General features: G+C 54.6%; 12 protein-coding genes. 1 reads left to right on the plus strand and 11 read right to left on the minus strand.

Features of this window, described 5'->3' with window-relative positions; genetic code table 11:
• Positions 1 to 14: 14 nt before the first annotated feature.
• The 3 genes from AC5S26_RS05470 to AC5S26_RS05480 form a co-directional block, all read right to left on the minus strand.
• Complete coding sequence (locus tag AC5S26_RS05470) at positions 15 to 3,830, minus strand: alpha-amylase family protein (RefSeq protein WP_494183839.1); 3,816 nt, start codon at positions 3,828 to 3,830, stop codon at positions 15 to 17.
• 764 nt (positions 3,831 to 4,594) lie between these two features.
• Complete coding sequence (locus AC5S26_RS05475) at positions 4,595 to 6,664, minus strand: beta-N-acetylhexosaminidase (RefSeq protein ID WP_494183840.1); 2,070 nt, start codon at positions 6,662 to 6,664, stop codon at positions 4,595 to 4,597.
• A gap of 233 nt (positions 6,665 to 6,897) precedes the next feature.
• Positions 6,898 to 10,152, minus strand: coding sequence for a carboxypeptidase-like regulatory domain-containing protein (locus tag AC5S26_RS05480; RefSeq protein ID WP_494183841.1), 3,255 nt, complete (start codon positions 10,150 to 10,152; stop codon positions 6,898 to 6,900).
• 559 nt (positions 10,153 to 10,711) lie between these two features.
• On the opposite strand from AC5S26_RS05480, the gene AC5S26_RS05485 reads away from it, so the two are divergent.
• Positions 10,712 to 11,464 carry an SDR family NAD(P)-dependent oxidoreductase gene (locus AC5S26_RS05485; protein WP_494183842.1) on the plus strand — a complete coding sequence of 251 codons (753 nt, stop codon included), beginning with the start codon at positions 10,712 to 10,714 and terminating at the stop codon, positions 11,462 to 11,464.
• On the opposite strand, the gene AC5S26_RS05490 is transcribed toward AC5S26_RS05485, so the two are convergent.
• The 8 genes from AC5S26_RS05490 to AC5S26_RS05525 all read right to left on the minus strand — a co-directional run bounded on the left by AC5S26_RS05490 (position 11,461) and on the right by AC5S26_RS05525 (position 19,446).
• A complete protein-coding gene (locus AC5S26_RS05490; RefSeq protein ID WP_494183843.1) occupies positions 11,461 to 12,789 on the minus strand; it encodes an MFS transporter in 1,329 nt (442 codons plus the stop codon). The genes AC5S26_RS05485 and AC5S26_RS05490 overlap by 4 nt on opposite strands.
• 45 nt (positions 12,790 to 12,834) lie before the next feature.
• Complete coding sequence (locus tag AC5S26_RS05495) at positions 12,835 to 14,073, minus strand: mandelate racemase/muconate lactonizing enzyme family protein (RefSeq protein ID WP_494183844.1); 1,239 nt, start codon at positions 14,071 to 14,073, stop codon at positions 12,835 to 12,837.
• Positions 14,074 to 14,121: 48 nt separating this feature from the next.
• Positions 14,122 to 15,462 (minus strand): purine-cytosine permease family protein, encoded by a 1,341-nt coding sequence (locus tag AC5S26_RS05500; RefSeq protein WP_494183845.1) that lies wholly within the window; start codon positions 15,460 to 15,462, stop codon positions 14,122 to 14,124.
• Positions 15,463 to 15,497: 35 nt separating this feature from the next.
• Positions 15,498 to 15,782 carry an antibiotic biosynthesis monooxygenase family protein gene (locus AC5S26_RS05505; protein ID WP_494183846.1) on the minus strand — a complete coding sequence of 95 codons (285 nt, stop codon included), beginning with the start codon at positions 15,780 to 15,782 and terminating at the stop codon, positions 15,498 to 15,500.
• A gap of 8 nt (positions 15,783 to 15,790) precedes the next feature.
• Complete coding sequence (locus tag AC5S26_RS05510; RefSeq protein ID WP_494183847.1) at positions 15,791 to 16,534, minus strand: amidohydrolase family protein; 744 nt, start codon at positions 16,532 to 16,534, stop codon at positions 15,791 to 15,793.
• Positions 16,535 to 16,558: 24 nt separating this feature from the next.
• Positions 16,559 to 17,512, minus strand: coding sequence for a cupin domain-containing protein (locus AC5S26_RS05515; RefSeq protein ID WP_494183848.1), 954 nt, complete (start codon positions 17,510 to 17,512; stop codon positions 16,559 to 16,561).
• A 39-nt stretch (positions 17,513 to 17,551) separates the two neighbouring features.
• Positions 17,552 to 18,442 carry a cupin domain-containing protein gene (locus AC5S26_RS05520; protein WP_494183849.1) on the minus strand — a complete coding sequence of 297 codons (891 nt, stop codon included), beginning with the start codon at positions 18,440 to 18,442 and terminating at the stop codon, positions 17,552 to 17,554.
• 191 nt (positions 18,443 to 18,633) lie between these two features.
• Positions 18,634 to 19,446: an IclR family transcriptional regulator gene (locus tag AC5S26_RS05525; protein ID WP_494183850.1), complete on the minus strand. Its 813-nt coding sequence runs from the start codon at positions 19,444 to 19,446 to the stop codon at positions 18,634 to 18,636.
• Between the last annotated feature and the right edge of the window lie 156 nt (positions 19,447 to 19,602).

Genomic DNA, 19,602 nt, shown 5'->3' on the forward strand with positions numbered 1-19,602 from the left:
CACAATTCTTCCTGCTAGCCAGCATTGCTTGGTGATGTAGGGGTATCGTCGGGGGTCATAGCTTCCTGCGGAGCTGAGTCTGATGCATCCGATTCAGCCAATTCTCCTTTAGCCTTTGGGGTGGCAAATAAAAGATCGAGAAATCTCTGATATTCGAACCCAGCCTCTCGGAGTAAAACCGTCAGTTCTTCTATGGAGCATGTGATCCGAGTTGCATCTTTCACGAGAGGAAGCTTGGGAGTTTCTTTCCTTATGAGAGCGGGTAACTGGAGCCAGCACAAAAGCTCTTCAAACTGTTCCTGATTGAGATATTCAATGCCGGATGAACTGTTCACGCCGGTCAACCAGCGGACCTCTGGATCCTTCCAGAACGATTCCGTTCGAAGCACCTGTCCGAAGTCCTCGGAGCCTGAAAACCTCAACAATACACTTACCTGAGCTGCCGCCTTCCACGCAGCCTCTCCTTCCAGCCCAACCGACGAAAAAGTTTCTGCGAGTGCCCAGCGCAGGTTGAATCTTTCAAAGACTTCGAGCGGACTGTAGAGGGGTGGAAGAGTCTGAAGCACTAACCATGCCAGGACTGGAGCCCACGTCTCCGTCAAAATGTTCTTTAAGTCGGGGCTTGGAAGTGCCAAGCTAGCCGCACGCTGCAAACTTGCAGGAAAGATTGAAGCTCCCACTGGAAGACGTATGGCGGCTGCTATCAACGGCGAGCAGAAGTCCTGTTCCCGGGATGCTGCGTCTACTTTCGATTTTGATTGCCCAGCGTCGAAGTCGGTCTCGGACATCCGAAGCGCGTACTGGGAGTTTCCACCGTCTAATTGGGAGAGCTCTACAACGCGGTCCTTGAATAAATGTGCATGCTCCAGAAAGTTGTTTAGACGGAAATCGAGATCTGCCCCACCCTCCTGTTCTTTAGCGGCAGTATGCTGAATTAGCTTGGTTGGCTGAGGTCCTTTCGATGGAGAAGGAGGCTGCTCGGTTTGAAGGGAGCGTAGATCTTTCGAAGGCTTGTTTTTGAGGCGTCCGAACTCATGCAAAAGCTCTGAAAAGACATCGATATTTTCACTGGACACAGCCAGACTCAATGCTTCCAGCAGCGGCCGAACCTGGAGTTGGGATAGAGCCTCTTCGATGCTGTATACGCCGGAGCCATGGAGAGCGTCGCAAAGACGATCCCAAGGATGTGCCGCAGTCGATTGAAGCTCGCGCCATTTGAGAAGCGCGACGTGTTGATAACCTCTCAGGCCTAAGGTTAAGCCGCGTTCGCGGACGTTGTTTGCGCGTCGCAGGTATTCGAGCCCCGAGACATTGTCTCTATACGCAACCACATTGGAGTCACCGGTTGAAAGATTGAGCCCGTGAGCGAGACTCCTTTGCTGCATGGCACCTGAGGCCTTTTCAAGAAATCCTACTGAATAATGGATTGTGCCATGGGTTGACTGATAGCTGTTGTTATAGAGAATCACCGCGCGCTCGTTGCCATGGCGATTCGAATAGGCAAAGACATTTTCGTCAACCGTACCATGGTCATTCCAGAAATCGTAGAGCAGGAAGTGCTCGCTTTCTGCAAACAGATAACGACGTTTGAGCAATGGAGCAATCAGTTGCTGGTGTCTGGCGATGAGATCTTCGTTCGGATGCTCATCCAACATGGCCTGCTTGAAGTCCATGCCATATCGCTCCGTAAATCCTTCGATCTGTCCGTGACCAAACATTGGAAGGCCGGGCAAAGTTGCAAGCAGCACTGAAACGCCGAAGTATTTATCGCCTGAGCCGAACTGATCGATGGCGGTCCGTTCGTCGGGATTGCTCATAAAATTGACGTAGCGCTTGAGGATGTCAGGATCGAACTCGACGGTCTTCTTCAGATAGGAACGGTACTTCGCATTCTCTTCATCGCGCAGCATGTTCATAAAGGCGCTGTTATAAACGCGATGCATTCCCAGAGTTCGAACGAAGTAGCCTTCGAGGAGCCAAAAGGCTTCGGCCAGCAGAAGCGTCCCGGGCACTTCGGTTGCTACTCGATCTACAACCTCACGCCAGAATTCCTGCGGCATCAACGCATCGAAAGCTTCTTCCGACATCGCATTCTCGGCTCTTGAGGGTATAGAGCCGCCGGCACCGGGCAATGGAAACCACAGGCGCTGTACATGACGTTTCGCCAAGACCATGGCGGCATCGAAACGAATGATCGGAAAGCGCCTCGCGACGTCAAGGATTACCTGTATTACGTTTTCACGAACCTCGGCTTTGGAGTAGTCAAGTTGCGCGGTGTCGTTCCAGGCGAACATGGTTCCATCGTTGCCGTGGTACATATACCGAGTCGCACCGTTGTTGTGGTGTTGGAGGCGAAAGACAACGGCAGCGTCCGAATGGTCGTAGTAATGGTCTTCGATCTTAATTTCAACGCGACTATCCGTGGAGAGGTCGGGACCTTCAAAGCGATACACAGGAAAGGGGCTTTCGTGACGAGAGAGGAACCAGTCGGGATGTTCGATGACCCAATCAGAATCGATGCCCATATGGTTAGGCACCATGTCGCTCGCGAGTCTTAAGCCGACAGACGCAGCATGTTCCCTGAGGTGCGTGTACGCTGCCTCGCCTCCCAGATCCTGGGCGATCGTGTAGTTCTTCAACGAATAAGCAGAGGCGACGGCATCGCTGTTGCCGCGGAGGCGCTTGATCGTTCTGGAAGCGGAACTGCGCTCCCAAAGGCCGATCAACCAAAGTCCAGTAATGCCGCGATTCGCCAACAATTGCAGCTCTTCATCGGGAATCTGATCAAGACGGTGAATGTGGCGACCATATTTCTTCGACAGTTGCTCGAGCCATACATAGGTGTTTTTGGCGATCAATACTACGGTCGGCATCCACGCCTGATCGGCGCTGAAGGCTTCGTACTCGTTGAGTGGCGCCTGATAGTCCTCTGCATATCGTCGCCGTCGAGTGCCATCCGCAAGGGTAATGAACTCTCCTTCAAAGCCAACGAATTCATCGCCAACGAAGCCTTCGTTTGAACGGCCTGGATCCGCGTGCCGATGCCATGCTGGTTTAGCCGGGTTAAATCGCATCCAAATCGCTATTTCTTCTTCACGCAATACATCAATCGCCAGCAGGACGCGGTTAAGGTCTTTGCCAAGGATGGGCGCCCAGTGTTCCCGGATGTAATCCAACTGGCCTGTGAGGGAATCCGGCGACGCCAGCATGGGAGCTTTTAATGCATCCAACAACGTTCCTAAATTCGAATCCACCGGTGGGCGAGCTGACAGGTAATTGGGTAGCGAGGAGGTCGCAGCAGAATAGGCTGTCGCACTTTTTAATGCATCGTCTCCAAAAAGCATGCCGAAGGATGCAAAGGCGGGGTTTGTGTTCGCCAGCCAAAGCAGGAGCAACTCTTCGAAGGCCGCTTCACGATTTGATAGGTCTTCTGTCCGCCCCAGCAACCATTGTTCGACCGTCATTTCGTTACGAAAGATTGCGACGTTCGGAAATTGCTCAGTGAAGGCAACAAGGAGTCGATCTCGTTGTTCTGTACCGATCTGAGACGCGAGAAAGAGAAGACCGTCGGTTAGTACGCGGGGATCTGTTTTTTTTCGAAACTGTGCTATGAGAGCATGACTTAACTCGTCAATGAGGCCCATGGCAAACAGTTCCGACCCGCTGACGGTTTTTTCAGGCAGACCGCTCGCATCGTTAATAACATTTAAGCGCTCCGCCAACTTCCGGCTGGCGGTGACGTTTGCGAAGACGATGTTCCCTGTAAAACTAAACAGCAAGTCGTCTAAATCCAGCCGCTCACGTAAAGATCGCGAAATGTGAAACTCCATCCAATACTCCTGCAGATTTCCCTACACATCAAAGTCAAAAAAAGGCGCCCTCGCTAAGAGGGTCGAGGTCGTTTCTAGCTGGATCGACCCATCTAGAGACGAAGTGTCCAAAGCAGGTGAAAGGTTCAACTTTACACAGTTCAGTGAATCATGCGGCGATGAAGAGTGCACCGTAATTTGGCCAAAAATTGTGTAATCGGCGAGGCGAAGTTCGAGAAAACCAGCTCATTGACGTTAAAACAGCTCTGCGCTCCTTGATAGGGGCGGAGTCCGCGCTTGCAGCGAATTGCATATTCAACAAAAGCCATGTGTTTCTGTCGTACCATCCTCGAAGCCTCAACATCGCCTCCTGCCTTGTGCACTTTAATAGTGTCCCTCCGACCGCCACTTGCTTGTACTGCAAGCTCACTGGCGATCCGTTCACCTTGTCCCATCAGATGCTTCTTGGAAGTGTTAGGTCAATTGGACACTAGAAGACATTTAGTCGGAAATTCTAATGAATCCGTAAACCAGGGGTTGGTTGGAGACATCAGACAGTCCTCTTCGCATTGCGTCGAGTTGCAGATGTGACCCGGCGACCAGTATTTGCGATGCAAATCGTAGAATTTGAAACGACCGCCGCGCTAAATCCCGTACGGGACCCTGAACGCAAATATTCTCTGCGGCTTCAACGAGCGCATCTGTAAACAGAGAGGGCGGCTATGAACGTTACGAGAATCCATGAATAGATAAGGAATAGCCTACGGCTATCCGTTCCCTCGTCTTCAAAGCGACGCATGGAGGAGATCATTTAGGGCATCTAAGATGACAAAATCGACCAACTCCGTATGTTGCGCCGCATTTGTCAGCAAATTCTGTTGCGCAGACGCCCACTCCGGCTGTGCTTTCGTTCCTGATGCAATCAGATCCAACGATTGCATTCCAAGTGCAGCGAGTTGAGGAAACTGCTTACGACGGACGCTCACCTCTGCAATTAGAGGGCTGTGTCCTGCCATAGCATCGACATCGCGGGACGCGACGATCCAGCTCTGAAAAGTCTTCTTAAGCTTGTCAGCCAACGCCGATTTCTCATCGGAGCTTTTCGCGGTCAGATAAGCATGCACCAATGCGGGCAATTGATGTCTAGCCGGGGGATCGGGCCGGACAAAGTCCACAAGACGGCCAATTGGAGTGCGCTCGGAGGTTCGCTGCTCCTTTGCGCGCTCGTGGAAGTCTACCGGTTGCAGAACGGAAGCAAATAGAGCGAGCGATGTCATGTTTTGTTCACTCCCGGCAAGCTGTCGCAAACCCTTCTCCGGGGTGGAGATGTGCGTCGTGCCAACGGCCTCCAGGCGCAGAGATTCTACTGCGAGGCGGCGATACATATCTGCGACATCTCGCGTTTCCGCAGGCGACCAAAGACGTTCCGCCACTGCGGCCGATCGCGGCCAGATACGTGAATCTGCAGTCAAATCGGTCGCTTGTTCTCCCCACATACACGCCTCGCCGCCGAGGATCAGCTTCTGCTGATCTGGTGTCAGACCAGAATCGGGAGGCAATGGATCAGCCGAGTACATTTCGGCCGCGGAGTAGTTGTGATCCAGATAGAACGCTCTGGACAGAAGGCCACGATGGCCCTGACGGGCGCCGTTGATGAGGAATTCAGTACCATGCCAGTTCTGGATGACAACTTCGGGAGAAAGGTCGGGAGCCAAAATTTCGTCCCACCCGACCATCTGTTTTCCATGTTTTTCCAGAATTTTCTGCATACGGTGGTTGAAATAAGCCTGCAACGCACCTTTGTCGGCGAGCTTATGCTCGTGCATGAACCGAACAATCTGAGGATTTCCGAGCCACTCCTTGCCGTTATTCTCATCTCCACCGATGTGGATGTACTCATCAGGAAAGAGTGTGACCATCTCCGTCACAAACGCATCCAGAAACTCGTAGGTGGACTCGCGAGTAGGATCCATCGCGGAATCTTTCACTCCGTAGGTATACGGCAGCTCATAAGGCCCCGGCCGGCTTCCGAGCTTTGGATAAGCGACCATCCAGCTGGTCGTGTGGCCGGGGACGTCGAACTCAGGAACGATTCGAATGCCTCTCTCTGAGGCATACTGCACAATTTGGCGCACCTGTTCCTGCGTGTAGTAAAGCCCCTCAGAGCCCATTTCATGCAACAAGGGAAAACGGCGGCTTTCGATACGAAATCCCTGATCTTCCGTCAGATGCCAGTGGAGAACATTCAATTTAACGGCAGCCATACCATCTAGTGTGCGCAGAATCTGATCAACAGAGAGAAAATGACGTCCAGGATCGAGCAGCAAGCCGCGCCAGGGAAAGCGCGGTTCATCCGTAATATCCATCGCGGGAAACACAAACTGCTCGCCCTGAACCTGAAGGACTTGGAAAAGTGTTTCCAGGCCATCCATGGCCCCAAACGTTGTCTTTGCTTGAAGACGAATCCCATTAGGGTCGATGTGCAATACATAACTTTCATCAACGCCCATTTTGGGCCGGGATGCGCTCTGATCTTGCACGTCGATGTGGAGTGAAGCAGCTGATCCTGTCCCCATGTTACGGCTGATCGGAACCCCCGTTTTCGCTTCGAGCTTCTTCAGGAAACGCAACGAGGCAGATCGCAGCAATGAATTCTTATCGTCTTGAAGCACCAACGTGAAGGTAGGGGATAGAAGAAGCTGGCCGCTCGACAGCGTGAGATGTGCGGGCTTCGGCATCAAAGTATCTTCGAACACTGGCTGTTGTGCGGCTGCGGATGCTGTCGCAGATACGCAGCTGGCAGCCAAAAGAATCGTTCGGTAGAAATTGCCTCGCAGCTTGTTTCGCTTGTTCACTGGCCGACTCCTAGGTCACCTTAATACGGGTAAATTGCAGAGAAGAAATGCGTCAAAAATAAACGTATAGCTGCCCATTTTTCGATGCTGCGTTACAAAAGGTTATGACCGGTGCGCGGTTCCAGACGAATAACTCATTTCCCGGTACCTGTGATGAGGCCAGGCATCTCGCTTCATGTCACTCTCCATTCTTGCCATTCAACGATCAAGCGGCGCAGCATGATTTCCTTCATCTAGAAGGTGAACCCGCCCTGGAATGTGACCTGTCTAGGTTTAGCAACCTCGAGAGAGCTGAACGTTCCTACTTGACTTGTGAACTGGTTGCCACCCGCAACGTTGATGTTTCCGCTAGGTGCCAGGAATTGAGCGTGATTGAAGATGTTGGATATCTGCACCACGAAGTTGAATGTCACTCGCTCTGTGATTGGCGTTTTTTTGATGAGGGATAAATGGCTCAGATAGAGATTTTGGCTTTCAAGACTATTGGGCAAAGCATTTCCGAACGTGCCCGCCTTAGGAATTGCGAAAGCCGCCGTATTGAACCAATTCGTCTTGCTTCGGCCACCGGACACATCTGTAGGGTCGCCGACCAGATCAGGTAATCCGCCAAAAGTGTTCGTGTTCGAAGGGTCGGAGCCTGTGAAGGCCGGCGAAAAATATGTGCCGGACGCCAGATAGGTGATGGCGTTCGTGGACCAGCCGCCTACGACTCGATTGACGAAGTCTGCAGAATTTCCAAGAAAACGCTGCCCTTTGCCAAAAGGAAGCGCATAGATGAGTGTTCCGGTTGCATAGCGTCTTCTCGTCAGACCATCATTCGACCAGTGCGACAAGACGTTATACGGATTCTCGGTGTCGAGATAGTTGGCCCGGCTCCTCGCCAGAGAGTAGTTCGCGGTAAACGTAAAATTTCCAACTCTGCGCTTTACGTCGAACTGAAGAGCATCGTAATTGGCACCGCCGTCATAGCGAAGCATCGTGGTTGTAACGAATTGCGGATAAGGCCTACGGCCAGCGGTAAACGGGATTGTGCCTGGCTGCGGCTTATTCGTATCGACGGAATAGTTCAAACCCGTGCTACGGGATCCCACATAGGACATGCGGAATCCTGTCTTGTCCAATTCAATCTCGTAGGTTGCGCTGAACTGATGAGTGTGACCATTACTCGTCTGCTTGGGGTAACCCAGGATACTCTGGCTCGGAACTGTTGCCAGCGATGTGCTCGACGGATAGGGATTTGGGAAAGAGAGGAGAGGTGTCGTTCCGGGGGACACGACATTCTGATAGATTTCACTGATCGCGAATGGGCCGGTTGTACCAAGCTGTGGATTGATCGGTAAGAAATTATTGAACGTTCCCGAAGTTCCTAGACGCGAGATATAGATGCCATATCCACCGCGAATCACAGAGCGGGAACTTAGCTGATAGGCCGCGCCGACGCGCGGCACAATGTTGGTTTTCGATGCCGTTGCGGTAGCATCACCCGCTTTTACCGTAATGGTCGAAGGATAGAGCGCACTCACCTTCGAGATACCGGCGGGGTCCACAATCACGTCCCCTGTCGACGGATCGAAGTTGTACATCAAGTGGTCAGCTGCTTTCGGCGAACCATAGATGTCGTAGCGAACTCCGTAATCAAGACTGAGGCGCGGTGTGACCTTAAAAGAATCTTCAGCGTATAAGCCGTATTCGGCAAGGGTTTGTTCACGGCCGCTGAGGGGATTTGTGCGCTGACTTGTACGTGGCAAGCCAAGGAGGAAGTCCGCATAAGGACTGCCTGTAATGGATCCATCGAAGGTAAATGCTCCGTAATCGTTTACGAAACCATAGAAGTTGCTGAAGCGCTCGACGCTGCCGCCCAGCTTCCAGACATGACGCCCCTTCTGCCATGTGAGGGTGTCGTTGAAGGTGGTGATATGGTTGTTCGACTTAACCCCGCCTGCCACGTTCGTCAACGCTGTGAGTCCGGTAATGCTAATGCTCGGAAATCCCTGGCCCTTACTATTGCTCGGATTTGCCCCCTGTAAACCGGTCGTCGTAAGAACGGAACTTCCATCCGCTGGTGTATGGCCTGCCTGGGGTTCACCGTCTGTGTAGAAATCCGTTGAATATCCGAATCGGAAGTTATTCAGCAGTTGAGGAGTGAAGATGTGGGTATCGCCTGCAGCCCACTGCTGATGTCTTCGTTGACGGGTCCAGAGCAGCGACGGAAGCCCGTTATTGAGGACGTAGGGCGTGTCGCGCATCAACCACCGAACGAAAATCGTATTGTTCTTCGTCAGATTATGGTCAACCCGCGCAATCGGCCAGTTGCCCTTGTAAAGGTCGCTGTTAAAGGGAAAATGGAAGGCATAGTTGTTCACCTGTGACGCGGCGGACGCGACATTGGGTGCTGGCAGATAATTTTCCTGAAATGCCTTGGCAACCGGACTGATTCTGCTGTCGGGAATGGTATTGCCGGCGAACGGAAGGCCTGTCGTAGGGTCAATGACTGTGGACGAGAATACGCCATTTCGCCATGAGGCTGTGGGCACGCTCGCGCGATATTGTGTGCCTAGAGGTATTTTTTGCGCAAACCATTGGGCATAAAAGAACGTACGATCCTTCCAGATTGGACCGCCGCCCTCAATATTCCATTCATGTTGCAGAAAGGGAACCTTTGCCGTGTCAAAGTATCCCCTTGCATTGAAAATTGAGTCATAGATCCGATAGCTGGCGGCGCCATGAAAGGAATTCGTTCCTCGTTTTGTTGTTTCGTTGATCTGCACCGGAACCGGACTCTCTGCCGGAGCATTGAACAGGGAAGCGGATACCTGTTCGAAGAAATTTGCATTGTTGCTCTGTGCACCGGCTAGATCGTTTGGGATTCCATCGAATGTCTGTGTCTGCTGAGCTTGTGTCTGACCATTCGCAATCGGAGTCCCCGTTCCGCCTTGGACGCCGGAAAGCGTGGTCAGCATGGAATAGGTTGTCGGATAGAGCGTCACCTGAGGAGTCTCATCGTGCTGTTTCGCCGTGAAGAGACCTGAGATCATGGGAGACTCGGTAGAGATGACCGCGGCACCGGCGGTGACGGTCACTTGCTCAGCGACCTCTCCGAGAGCAAGCATAGGATTGACACGACGCGTCTGGCCGCTATCCATCACTACATTCTTTGCCACGAACAACTTGAACCCTGTCAGAGTACAGCGGAGCTCGTAGACGCCCGGTTTGAGTTCTGCGAATTCAAAGTCTCCACTCTCATTGGTGACGGCGTGACGCACAAGCTGGCCTGTCGCCGGTTCATAAAGATTTATCTCGGCGTTCGCAACTGCACTACCGGATGCGTCACTCGCTGTTCCGCGTAGAGTAGAGTTCACCGTCTGCGCCATGGCACCCAAATTCATCGCCAGGGTCAGCGCTAGAAGGACAAGAATGGAAACAATGCGAAGCCTAGGGACACCGGCGTTGCTACCAGAATCGAAAGAAAGATTCGTATTGCGAGACAAATTAGCCTCCCAAACCAGTGGAATCAATGGATTTTTGTGAACAGGTCGAGAACAGAAAACTTTGGGTGGCCTAAGTATGTATTACGTTTTGTATTACGGCAACTATTTTTTTCAATCGAAATATTTCGTTTTATTTTGTTATGCTTATGCAAAAGACTTCCAAAAGCTAGCAGCGAGCGGTTCCGGTCCCGCTACGGGCTTCATCCCTGACGTCAAGGAACAAGCGCAGCATCTTTGCGAATGGCGAGTTCGTTCGAGTTGCCTTCTTGTCCGAGTGGCACCTGTTCCGCGAACCGGCAAGATCTAATCTCACGCTGAAGGCGGCGGTACCCACCGAACCTGCGGGTCGATCCAGTAAAGGGTGATCCAACTGGTGCACCTTCTCCCTGCATTTGCCGATCCCGGCTTGGCCCTCAACTCGTCGAGCACATAAAGAAATGTCTCCTGGCTGCGAGTGCACCAAAGGATTGGAATCGACCGAGCAGATTGGTCAAAAGGCACTCTTTATATCTATGTCGGAGAACCAGCCTGCGTTATAACTAATTGCGCGGAGATAGATGTGAATCATATTGATCTGAATGGACGTCATGCAGTAATTACAGGAGGAGCGCAGGGCATTGGATTCGCCATTGCGGAGCGAATGTTAGCCTCTGGAGCGTCGGTCTCGTTATGGGACAAGGACGCGGCCCTTTTGCAAAATGCTTCGGAAAAGCTGCAGAAGGCTGGGATGGTGACGACGGAGGCAATGGATGTTTCGGACGCGGCGAACATTGACACCGCTGTGGCGCACACCGTTGAGCGGCACGGCGCGATCGATATCCTGGTGGCAAGTGCGGGGGTTGCAGGGCCGAATTTCAAGACATGGGAGTACCCGATCGACGCATGGCGCCAGGTAATGGAGATCAATCTAACCGGGGCATTTCTTTGTTGTCGCGCGATTGTTCCTGGAATGATCGAACGGAACTATGGGCGCATCGTGAACATTTCCTCGATTGCGGGCAAGGAAGGGAATCCGACAGCATCCGGTTACAGCGCTTCGAAAGCAGGAGTGATTGCATTAACCAAATCGCTGGGTAAAGAGACTGCGAGTTACAACATCGCGGTGAACTGTATTACACCTGCAGCAGCGAAGACCCGCATCTTTGAGCAGGTAAGCCAGGAACACATAGACTTTATGCTCTCGAAGATTCCGCGCGGGCGCTTTCTTAAAGTAGAAGAAGTGAGCGCGATGGTTGCGTGGCTGGTCTCGGAAGAGAACTCGTTTACGACAGGTGCGGTGTTCGATTTGAGCGGGGGCAGGGCTACGTACTAGCTCCGCTGAAGTGTTGGCTCAGGAATATTGGCCGGTAGCGCGAGGCTGCGGGTGGGGTCGACGAACAGCCACGACAATGCGCCGATTACAGCTAGACCGGCGGCGGTGAAGAACGCTGCCTGCCATCCGAGGCGTGCGGCGAGGAAGGGTGTAAGGGTTGTGGCGACAGCGCCGCCGACCTGCGCACCCATGTTCATGATTCCGGAGGCAAGGCCCGCATATTCGCCCGCGAAGTCGGCAGTGATGGCCCAGAAGCAGCTCTGGGCGATGTAGAGAACGCCGGCGCCGAGCGCGAGCACGATGCCTGCTGTCCTTGCCTGCTCCGCGCGTGAGCCTGCGATAAGCAGCACGGAGGTGGTAGCCATTGCGAAGAAGGGAAGAATGCAGCGTCCGATGCGAAGACTGAACCGCTGCACGAGCCAGTCACTGGCGATGCCGCCACCCATGGCTCCAATCGTCATTCCTACGAAGGGCAATATGGAGTAGACGGCGCTGGTCTTGAGATTAAGGCCGCGAGCCTGAGCAAGGTAAATGTAGAACCAGCCGAAGAAGACCCACGCAACGTACCCGTAGGCAAGGTAGCTGAGCGACAGCGCGATGATCTCTTTGCTGGAGAAGATACGGCTCCAGGGGATGCTGTGCTTTGCTCCGTCCGCAATATATTCCGGCCCGCGTCCGGCTCGAATGAGGGCGAGTTCCTGTTCACTGACGCGGGGGTGTTCTTCAGGAGTATCTCGCGCAGCAAGGTACCAGACCACACCGGCGACGATGCCGCAGACGGCGCTGACCCAGAAGGAGGCTCTCCATCCGAAGTGCAGGATGATGGCAGTGACGATCGGCGGCGTAAAGCCAGAGCCGACACCAACTCCGCCGAAGATGATGCCATTGGCTTTGCCGCGCTCAGGGATGGGAAACCACCGTTCTACGAATTGACTCGCAGCGGGATACATCGTCGCTTCGCCCGCGCCGAGTGCAAAACGCACAAGGATGAGGACGATGACAGCATGGCTGATTGATGGAGGGACCAGCGTGGTGAGAACGGTGAATATGCCCCACCACACTACGGCAAAGGTGAGCAGGCATCGTGAACCAAAACGGTGTGCGAGCAGGCCAGCGGGAACCTGAAAGATCGCGTATCCGATCAAGAATGCGCTGAAGATCCAGCCGAGCTGAGTGTTGTCGATCGCGTACTCGTGGCCGATCTGAATTCCGGCGATCGAGATGTTGGTCCGGTCGAGATAGGCGACGGAGCTAAGGACAAAGAGCCAGAAAACGAGAAGATAGCGCATGGGGATAGCGGTCGTGATCTTCCGGATATGTGTCATGCGCCTTCTAATCTTACTTGCGATTGGTTCGAGCTCCGTTACTGCCTACCAGTTGGTGATGGAACCATCCGGACGGAAGTAGGTTTGCGCGCGGGCGGTGACGGGTTCGGTGAACTCGGCGATCTGGGTCAGTTGCTTGTAGTCTAGTTCAACGCCAATCCCGGGTCTTTCGTTAGGGAACAGCTTTCCGTCTTTAAAGTCCAGACAGACTGGAAGATGGGGTAGCGTACGTCCCTGGTAGTTGTATTCCATCAGGACGGGCCCTGGAAAGGTCCCGAGGCAATTGACGAGTGCAGCTGTGGCGATGGGGCCGGTGAAGTGGGGAACGATTCCTATAAAGTGGGTCTCGCAGAGTGCCGCGATCTTCATCATCTCGGTAATGCCGCCGACGTTGGGCAGTGTGGCGCGCACATAATCGATGCTGTGGTTTTCGACGAGCGGGTTGAAGTCCCAGCGGTTGCCCCACTCTTCGCCTGCGGCGAGCGGCACATTAACCTTGCTGCGTAAGGTAGGGATGTCCTGCAGGAAGGCTTCAGCACGGACGGGGTCTTCGACGAAGAGAGGGTTGTACTCTTCGATGAGATTGCAGCCGCGGATCGCGTCGGCGAGATCGAAGCGCTGATGGAAGTCGATACACCAGTCGCCGTTTTCGCCGACCCCCTCGCGCACTTGCTTGCATTCTTCGCGGACCTTGTTAATACGCTCGCGGGTGTTGAAGGTAGTGTTGGCCTTCGTGTCGGCGGCGCCGAAGCGGAAGGCGCGGTAGCCGGCCTCGACGGTGATACGGGCGCGGTCCTTGATGGGCATTCCCTGGGTGATGCCGGGAATGATGCCGGCGGTGTTGTAGCATTCGACGTGATTACGGACCATACCGCCGAGTATTTCGTGCACGGGCAGCTTAAGCACTTTGCCTTTAATGTCCCAGAGGGCGAGGTCGAGCGCGCCGATGCCGTCGGTTTTCTCTCGTCCCGGCGGGTAGAAGAAGGCGCGATTCATATCCTGCCACAGCTGTTCGATGTATTGTGGGTCGCGGCCGATGAGGCGCCCGGCGGACTGAGCCAGCGTGTCTTTCGATCCGCCCTCCCCAATACCGGTGATCCCGGCGTCCGTTTCGATCGTGACGACGACATCACTCTGGTTGAAGAGTGGATTCGGGTTAGGCGGAAGGTAGGCACGCACCCGCGTGATCTTCATCTTTGGAAGGGAGGCGAAGGCCGGCAAACTGCCCGATGCCGCCGAGAGCGCAGTAACCGAGAGGGACTGAAGGAAGGTTCTTCGATTCATAAAAGAGGAGTACTCCTGGCGGATCGAGGTTTCGTTATGAAGAAAGGTTCAGGCGGATGGTTCCCACGCTGTGCTGCTTCCTGTTTCGACTACAGGAGGACGCATCCCAGCCTTGGCGAGAACAAGATAAATGATGAAGCCCACGACGAAGGAATAAAGGCCGGAAGGGTTGTCCGCTTTGAGGAGCGAGGTCGGCAGGCCGGGGATATGTTCGGGAATGCCGACGAGGAAGCCGATGAGCCAGGCAATGTATCCGGCCCAGTTGATGCCGGAGCGAGGGCCGCTCCAGCGACGTCCAGCGAGGAGATAGTCGGCTGCCATCGCGCCACAGATGGGACCGAATGATGCGGCGACGAGGCTGAAGAAGCCGACGAGGTTGTTTGCGACTCCAGTTGCCGCGAGAACGACGCTGAGGGTAAGAGCGATGAAGGTCGAGACCGCGCGTGGGATCTTCGGCAGCATAGTGCTGAAGCTGTTCGATGCGATGAACGAAGAAAAGCAGGTAGGCACCATTGAGGCGATGGCAAATAGAAAGAACATGACGGGAGCCAGGGTGCCAACGCTAGCGATGGCAGTCGTGTAGTCATAACTCGCAGGGCCGATGCCGCGTCCGAGATAACCTGCGACGGAGAGGAGTGGAAGGCCGCCTGCGATGAGCGCGCCGCCGACGATTCCGAGCAAGCCCCCGAGAAAGATGTCCTTGCGGTTGCGGTTGTTCATCCCGAAGTCGGCGCCCGCGGCTCCCGCAGTGGCGAAGTAACCGATGACGATACTGAGCACGTTGAGAAAGCCGTTTAGGGGCTGTGTGTGCGCCGGTTGATAATGTGCGATGCCGTCTCGGTTGGCCCAGAAGACGATGAGGATCATGAACAGAGGAACCCAATTGAGAAACTTCGCGACCCGCGCGACGTGATGGATACCTTTGATGGCGATCGCGCCGAGGCTATAGACCCAGACAACCACGAGGACGCAGTAAAGCGTTCGCGAGGTCAGATTCAAACCTTTCATGATGAAGTCTGCCGAGACCGCTCCGATGACGGCGACCCAGCCGATCTGGAGGAAGCCCATCATGAGTCCTGGAATGAGATAGCCGCCCGAGGTTCCGAAGGTAGAGGTGCCAACGACATAAAGCGGTCGTCCGCTCTGCAAGCCGAGCATTGCTGGCGCCCAGTAATAGAGTGCAAAACAGAGAAGGCCGGCGACGAGGAGCGCGATCAGACAGAGGCCCAGGCTGGCGTATCCGATCGTTGGCTCAGCGATCTTGAGGTAGAAGCCAACCCAGAGGAAGATTCCGAAGTAGGTGGGGAAGGTGCTGCCGTACCACGGCACCCGCGCGGCCGTTGGCACAGGAACGGAGCGGGAGATGTAATCGGGAATGGAACGCTCCATAGAGCAGCCTCATTTTCCTTTTTATCGAAGTAGATCTAGATAGCGGTGTATCCGGCGACGGCATAATTCTCGCAGAGATCTTCAACGAGCGGCCAGATCTCCTGATGCAGATCGGTGGCTACCCATTTCTGCTGAGAACCCTGGTGATCGAAGCTCAGGCACAAGCGGTAGCTGGTGTCGTCATCATTCGAACGCAGAAGCTGTGCTGCGAGGAAACCGTCTTGTTTCGATATGGCTGGGTAGAAGCGCTCGACGAAGGTCTTTTCGAGATCAGCCTGCGCCCCGGACTTCGCCTTGAGTTCAACATGCAGAACGAACATGGGCCTCCTCACCACTTTAAGTTGAAGACTTCAACGGCCGTCTCGCCCATCACCTTGTTGTAGACGTCGGGCTCGAGATCCAGTGCGCGGTACTTTGCGAACTCGACGGGAACATTGCTGGGCAGGTCGGCTCCCATCATGACACGGTTGGGGCCGATGGTGTTGATCATCCAGCGGATGTCTTCGCCGAGGCACCATGAGGTTTCGAGATACAGATTGCCGCAAATGGAGGCAGCTACCTGGGCTTCCGCGGAGACGATTCCTCCGCCGGCGTGGGCGAGGATGATCTTGAGGTCGGGGTACTTGTTGGCCGCGGGAATACAGAGAGCGGGGAGCGAGAAGGGAATTCCCGCGCCGGTGTGGACCATGCACGGGATTCCCAGTGCATGAGCGGTCGCGAAGACAAGGTCGCCGTCCTCGGTGAGTGGATTTACGCCGTGGCCGATGGTGTGCAGTTTGACGCTGACGAACTTCAGCTCCTTGATGCAGCGCTCCACTTCGCGTTCGTACTTGTCGCGGCCGACGTGCGGGCTGAGGCTGGCAAGGCCGAAGAAGCGTCCAGGATGTTTCGCGCAGAGTTCGGCGATCTCATCGTGACGATGCACGTAGTCTCTGGCTCCAGGAAAGGGTTGCACGATGGTGGCGTCAACGCCGCACTCGTCCATGCGGCGGATCATGTCCTCCTCAGTACCGTAGAGGCCGAAGACGCAGCACTCGCCAAGATGTGCGTGGGTGTCGATTACCTTAGGCATTGCAAAGACTCCTTATCATTGAACTCATTTTTTCGCTGCCGGGATGAGGCCGGTCATTCCTGTGGGTGAGGTCATGTACGCTTCTTTGGCGGCCAGGTCGCGGGCGATACCGAAGATCATGAACTCGAGCGGCGCAGAGCCGGTGCTGGCAAACGATTTCGTCTCACCGAGGCCGGCGGGAACAGCATCTCCCGCGTGGATCGTAGCTTTTTCGCCGTTGAGCGTGACGGTGCCTTCCCCGGAGAGCACGAAGTAGACCTCGCTCATGTCAGCCTGTGTATCAGGACCAACCGAAGTGTCTGGCGGAAGCAACAGATGATCGACATAAGACCAGGAGGAGAAGAAGACGCTGGGGTCGAGTGCGCGACGATACTGCACGGTGCCGTTGCCGCCATGCATGTTGGATACGGGTTTCAAGAGGGAACGGTCGAGATGCATGGCAATGAAGGTCGGGATGGGATCGACGGGGGCTCCCACTCGTGGGTCGTCAAGGTTGAAGGCATCGTAGAAGCCTTTTGTGAGGCCAATGTTGATGTTCATCCACTGGACTGTCTTGCCGGAAGTGTTGGAGATCGCATGTGAGTGCCCAAGACGAACGGGCGCTCCTGCCGGTCCTTTGAGCACGGACGTGCGGCCGTCGACCGTGAACTGCGATTCGCCGTCGAGGATGATGAACATCTCTTCGCAGTGATTGTGGAAGTGCGCTCCGATGCCTCCATTGGGAGGAAGTACGCCGCGATGCAGGAAGAAGAGATTGGTCCCGAGGTTGAACTTCGCGGACTGGGGGCTCTTTACGTCGAAGAGCGCCATGTAATCCATGGGGCCAGATCCGTTGTGGACCGACGTAAGGTGCTTGTACTTCGCGGGGTCGGTATGCGCGATTCTTTGGGCGAGCGGCGTCGAGTCTTGTGCCAGGGATGCGATCGGAAGTATGAGCAGGGAGCAGAGCGTAATCCTCGCAGCTTTACCAGCCAGCATCTGTTTCTCCCTTCGTGAAGCAGTTTATGGATAGGTGTCTCATCGGGGTGCTGGAGCACCAAGTTCCGTGTCGAGTACGTTCTTCTGCGTCGAGATGCCGACGACCATCAACTCAAGGTCGCCGCCGGTGCTGGTCAAAGAATGCGGCTCGTTGAGGCGGACAGGGACGGCATCGCCCTTGTGGATCTCCGCGGTTTCACCGCCAACGCGCACCTGGCCGTCTCCGTTGAGGACGTAATAGATCTCCTCGACTCCGCGATGACGGTGCAGGCCCTCGGAGGCGCGGGCAGGAATTAGGAGATGATCGACGTAGGCCCAGTTGGTGAGAAATACATCGGGGTCCAGCGCACGTCGATAGCGAACCGTTCCCTCGCCGCCGTTGTAGTTCTTGATGGGTGCGAGCAGTGACTTATCGAGCTTCATCGTCATGAAGACGGGAATCGCATCCTTGGGGGCGCCCACGCGAGCATCGCTAAGGTTGAAGGCATCGTAGTGGCCTTTGATCGAGGCGACGTTGATGTTCATGAACTCGACCGGCTTATCGGAAGGATTGTAGATGGCATGTGAGTGGCCCATGCGAACGGGCGCGCCCACTGTTCCGCTGAGGGTGGAAGTGCGTCCATCAATAGTGAACTCAGCCTGGCCATCGAAGACGATGAACATCTCTTCGGTGGTGTTATGGAAATGATGACCGACGCCGCCGCCGGGCATGATCTGGCAACGGTGCATGAAGTTGAGATTGATGTTCAGTGCAGTGGGCGGGACGAGGAGTTCGCAGGCCATGTCTCCAGCGCTGTCGTGGGAGCGGCTGTGCTTGTATTTACTGGGGTCGGTATGTCCAATTCTGGAGGCGAGCGTCGTCTGGGCTGCCAGATTGTGGGTTGCAAGCGCCGAAACGGCAAGAAGGAGAGAAAGACTGGATGTCCGCATCGCGCCTGTAAAGAACCCTTTAGAAGATGTTCGCGAAACCTGATTTCACGACAGCGGGGACTTTATAGGCGAGGACTTATCAACGTCAAGCAAAAATTGCAACTTTAATCAATAAAATGAACTTTTGTTCAAAATGTGAAATCACAAGGCGAGAGGAGAGAGGGCCTGTCGATAGAGAAAGACTCCACAGACTACAGATCGCGAGCAAGGGTGGAGGCGGTTGCCCGGAGAGCGGCGATGATGGACGCTTCGTGTTCCTCGCCGCGCAGCCGGAACTTCGGCATGGAGAGGCTGATGGCCGAAGATACCTCGTCACTGTGGCCAAAGACTGGCACAGAGAAGCAGATGCCATCGTTGGCACACTCCTCGCGGTCAACGGCAAATTGGTGAGCCCGAATGCTCTCGTACTCGTGGGCGAGGTCGCGCGGGTCGGTGATGGTGTGGTCGGTGAAACGGTAGATCTTGAAGCTGCGCAGCAGCCTCTCCCGTCCTGTCGAGGGCTGGAAGGCGGTGATGGCCTTGCCGAGTGAGCTGGCGTTAGGGGGCAGGATATGGCCAACGACGTTGCTCATGCGGATGACGTGAGGGCTCTCGACGACGGCGACAACCTCGATTCTGTTCTCGAACAGGGCTGCCAGGCTTACGGTTTCCGTTGTCTCCAGAGTGAGCGACTGCATATGCGGCACGGCGATACGCACGAGTTTGCTGAGCCACTGGGTTGGCGTGACCGCGTGAATGCCGGGGGACAACTTATATTGCCCGCGGCCGTCCTGGGCGACATAACCGGTGGCTTCCAAGGTCTTCAGCAGGCGAAAAGCTGAGGTCTTGGTGAGTTTCAAACGTTGAGCGATCTCATTCATAGACATAGAGTTTGCTTCGTTTTGCAGGAACTCAAGCGCTTCCAGTGCCTTGCTGACGGCACGAGAGAAATACTTATCGGGCTTGGGCGAGTCGTCGATACGCTTGGACGCTACTAACTTCCGGACTGTCTTAGGTTTCACCATAAAAAGTGCTTGTATAGGCTTCCATCTTATCTGAAAAGCACTCTGCAATTCGTTTGGGACGGCACATTAGGCTTTTATGCATCTTCGTGTCAAATTTTGAAACTCATTTCAATAAATGATTGCAATTTTAGTTTTTTGCGTTATAGAGTGATCGGC

The organism is Edaphobacter sp. FHG110511_03, from assembly GCF_059115365.1.

What these genes read in the sequence shown, in the direction of transcription:
- AC5S26_RS05470 (WP_494183839.1), bottom strand. Translation starts at nt 3,830, where the DNA reads ATGGAGTTTCACATTTCGCGATCTTTACGTGAGCGGCTGGATTTAGAC.
- AC5S26_RS05490 (WP_494183843.1), bottom strand. Translation starts at nt 12,789, where the DNA reads ATGACACATATCCGGAAGATCACGACCGCTATCCCCATGCGCTATCTT.
- AC5S26_RS05495 (WP_494183844.1), bottom strand. Translation starts at nt 14,073, where the DNA reads ATGAATCGAAGAACCTTCCTTCAGTCCCTCTCGGTTACTGCGCTCTCG.
- AC5S26_RS05500 (WP_494183845.1), bottom strand. Translation starts at nt 15,462, where the DNA reads ATGGAGCGTTCCATTCCCGATTACATCTCCCGCTCCGTTCCTGTGCCA.
- AC5S26_RS05505 (WP_494183846.1), bottom strand. Translation starts at nt 15,782, where the DNA reads ATGTTCGTTCTGCATGTTGAACTCAAGGCGAAGTCCGGGGCGCAGGCT.
- AC5S26_RS05510 (WP_494183847.1), bottom strand. Translation starts at nt 16,534, where the DNA reads ATGCCTAAGGTAATCGACACCCACGCACATCTTGGCGAGTGCTGCGTC.
- AC5S26_RS05515 (WP_494183848.1), bottom strand. Translation starts at nt 17,512, where the DNA reads ATGCTGGCTGGTAAAGCTGCGAGGATTACGCTCTGCTCCCTGCTCATA.
- AC5S26_RS05520 (WP_494183849.1), bottom strand. Translation starts at nt 18,442, where the DNA reads ATGCGGACATCCAGTCTTTCTCTCCTTCTTGCCGTTTCGGCGCTTGCA.
- AC5S26_RS05525 (WP_494183850.1), bottom strand. Translation starts at nt 19,446, where the DNA reads ATGGTGAAACCTAAGACAGTCCGGAAGTTAGTAGCGTCCAAGCGTATC.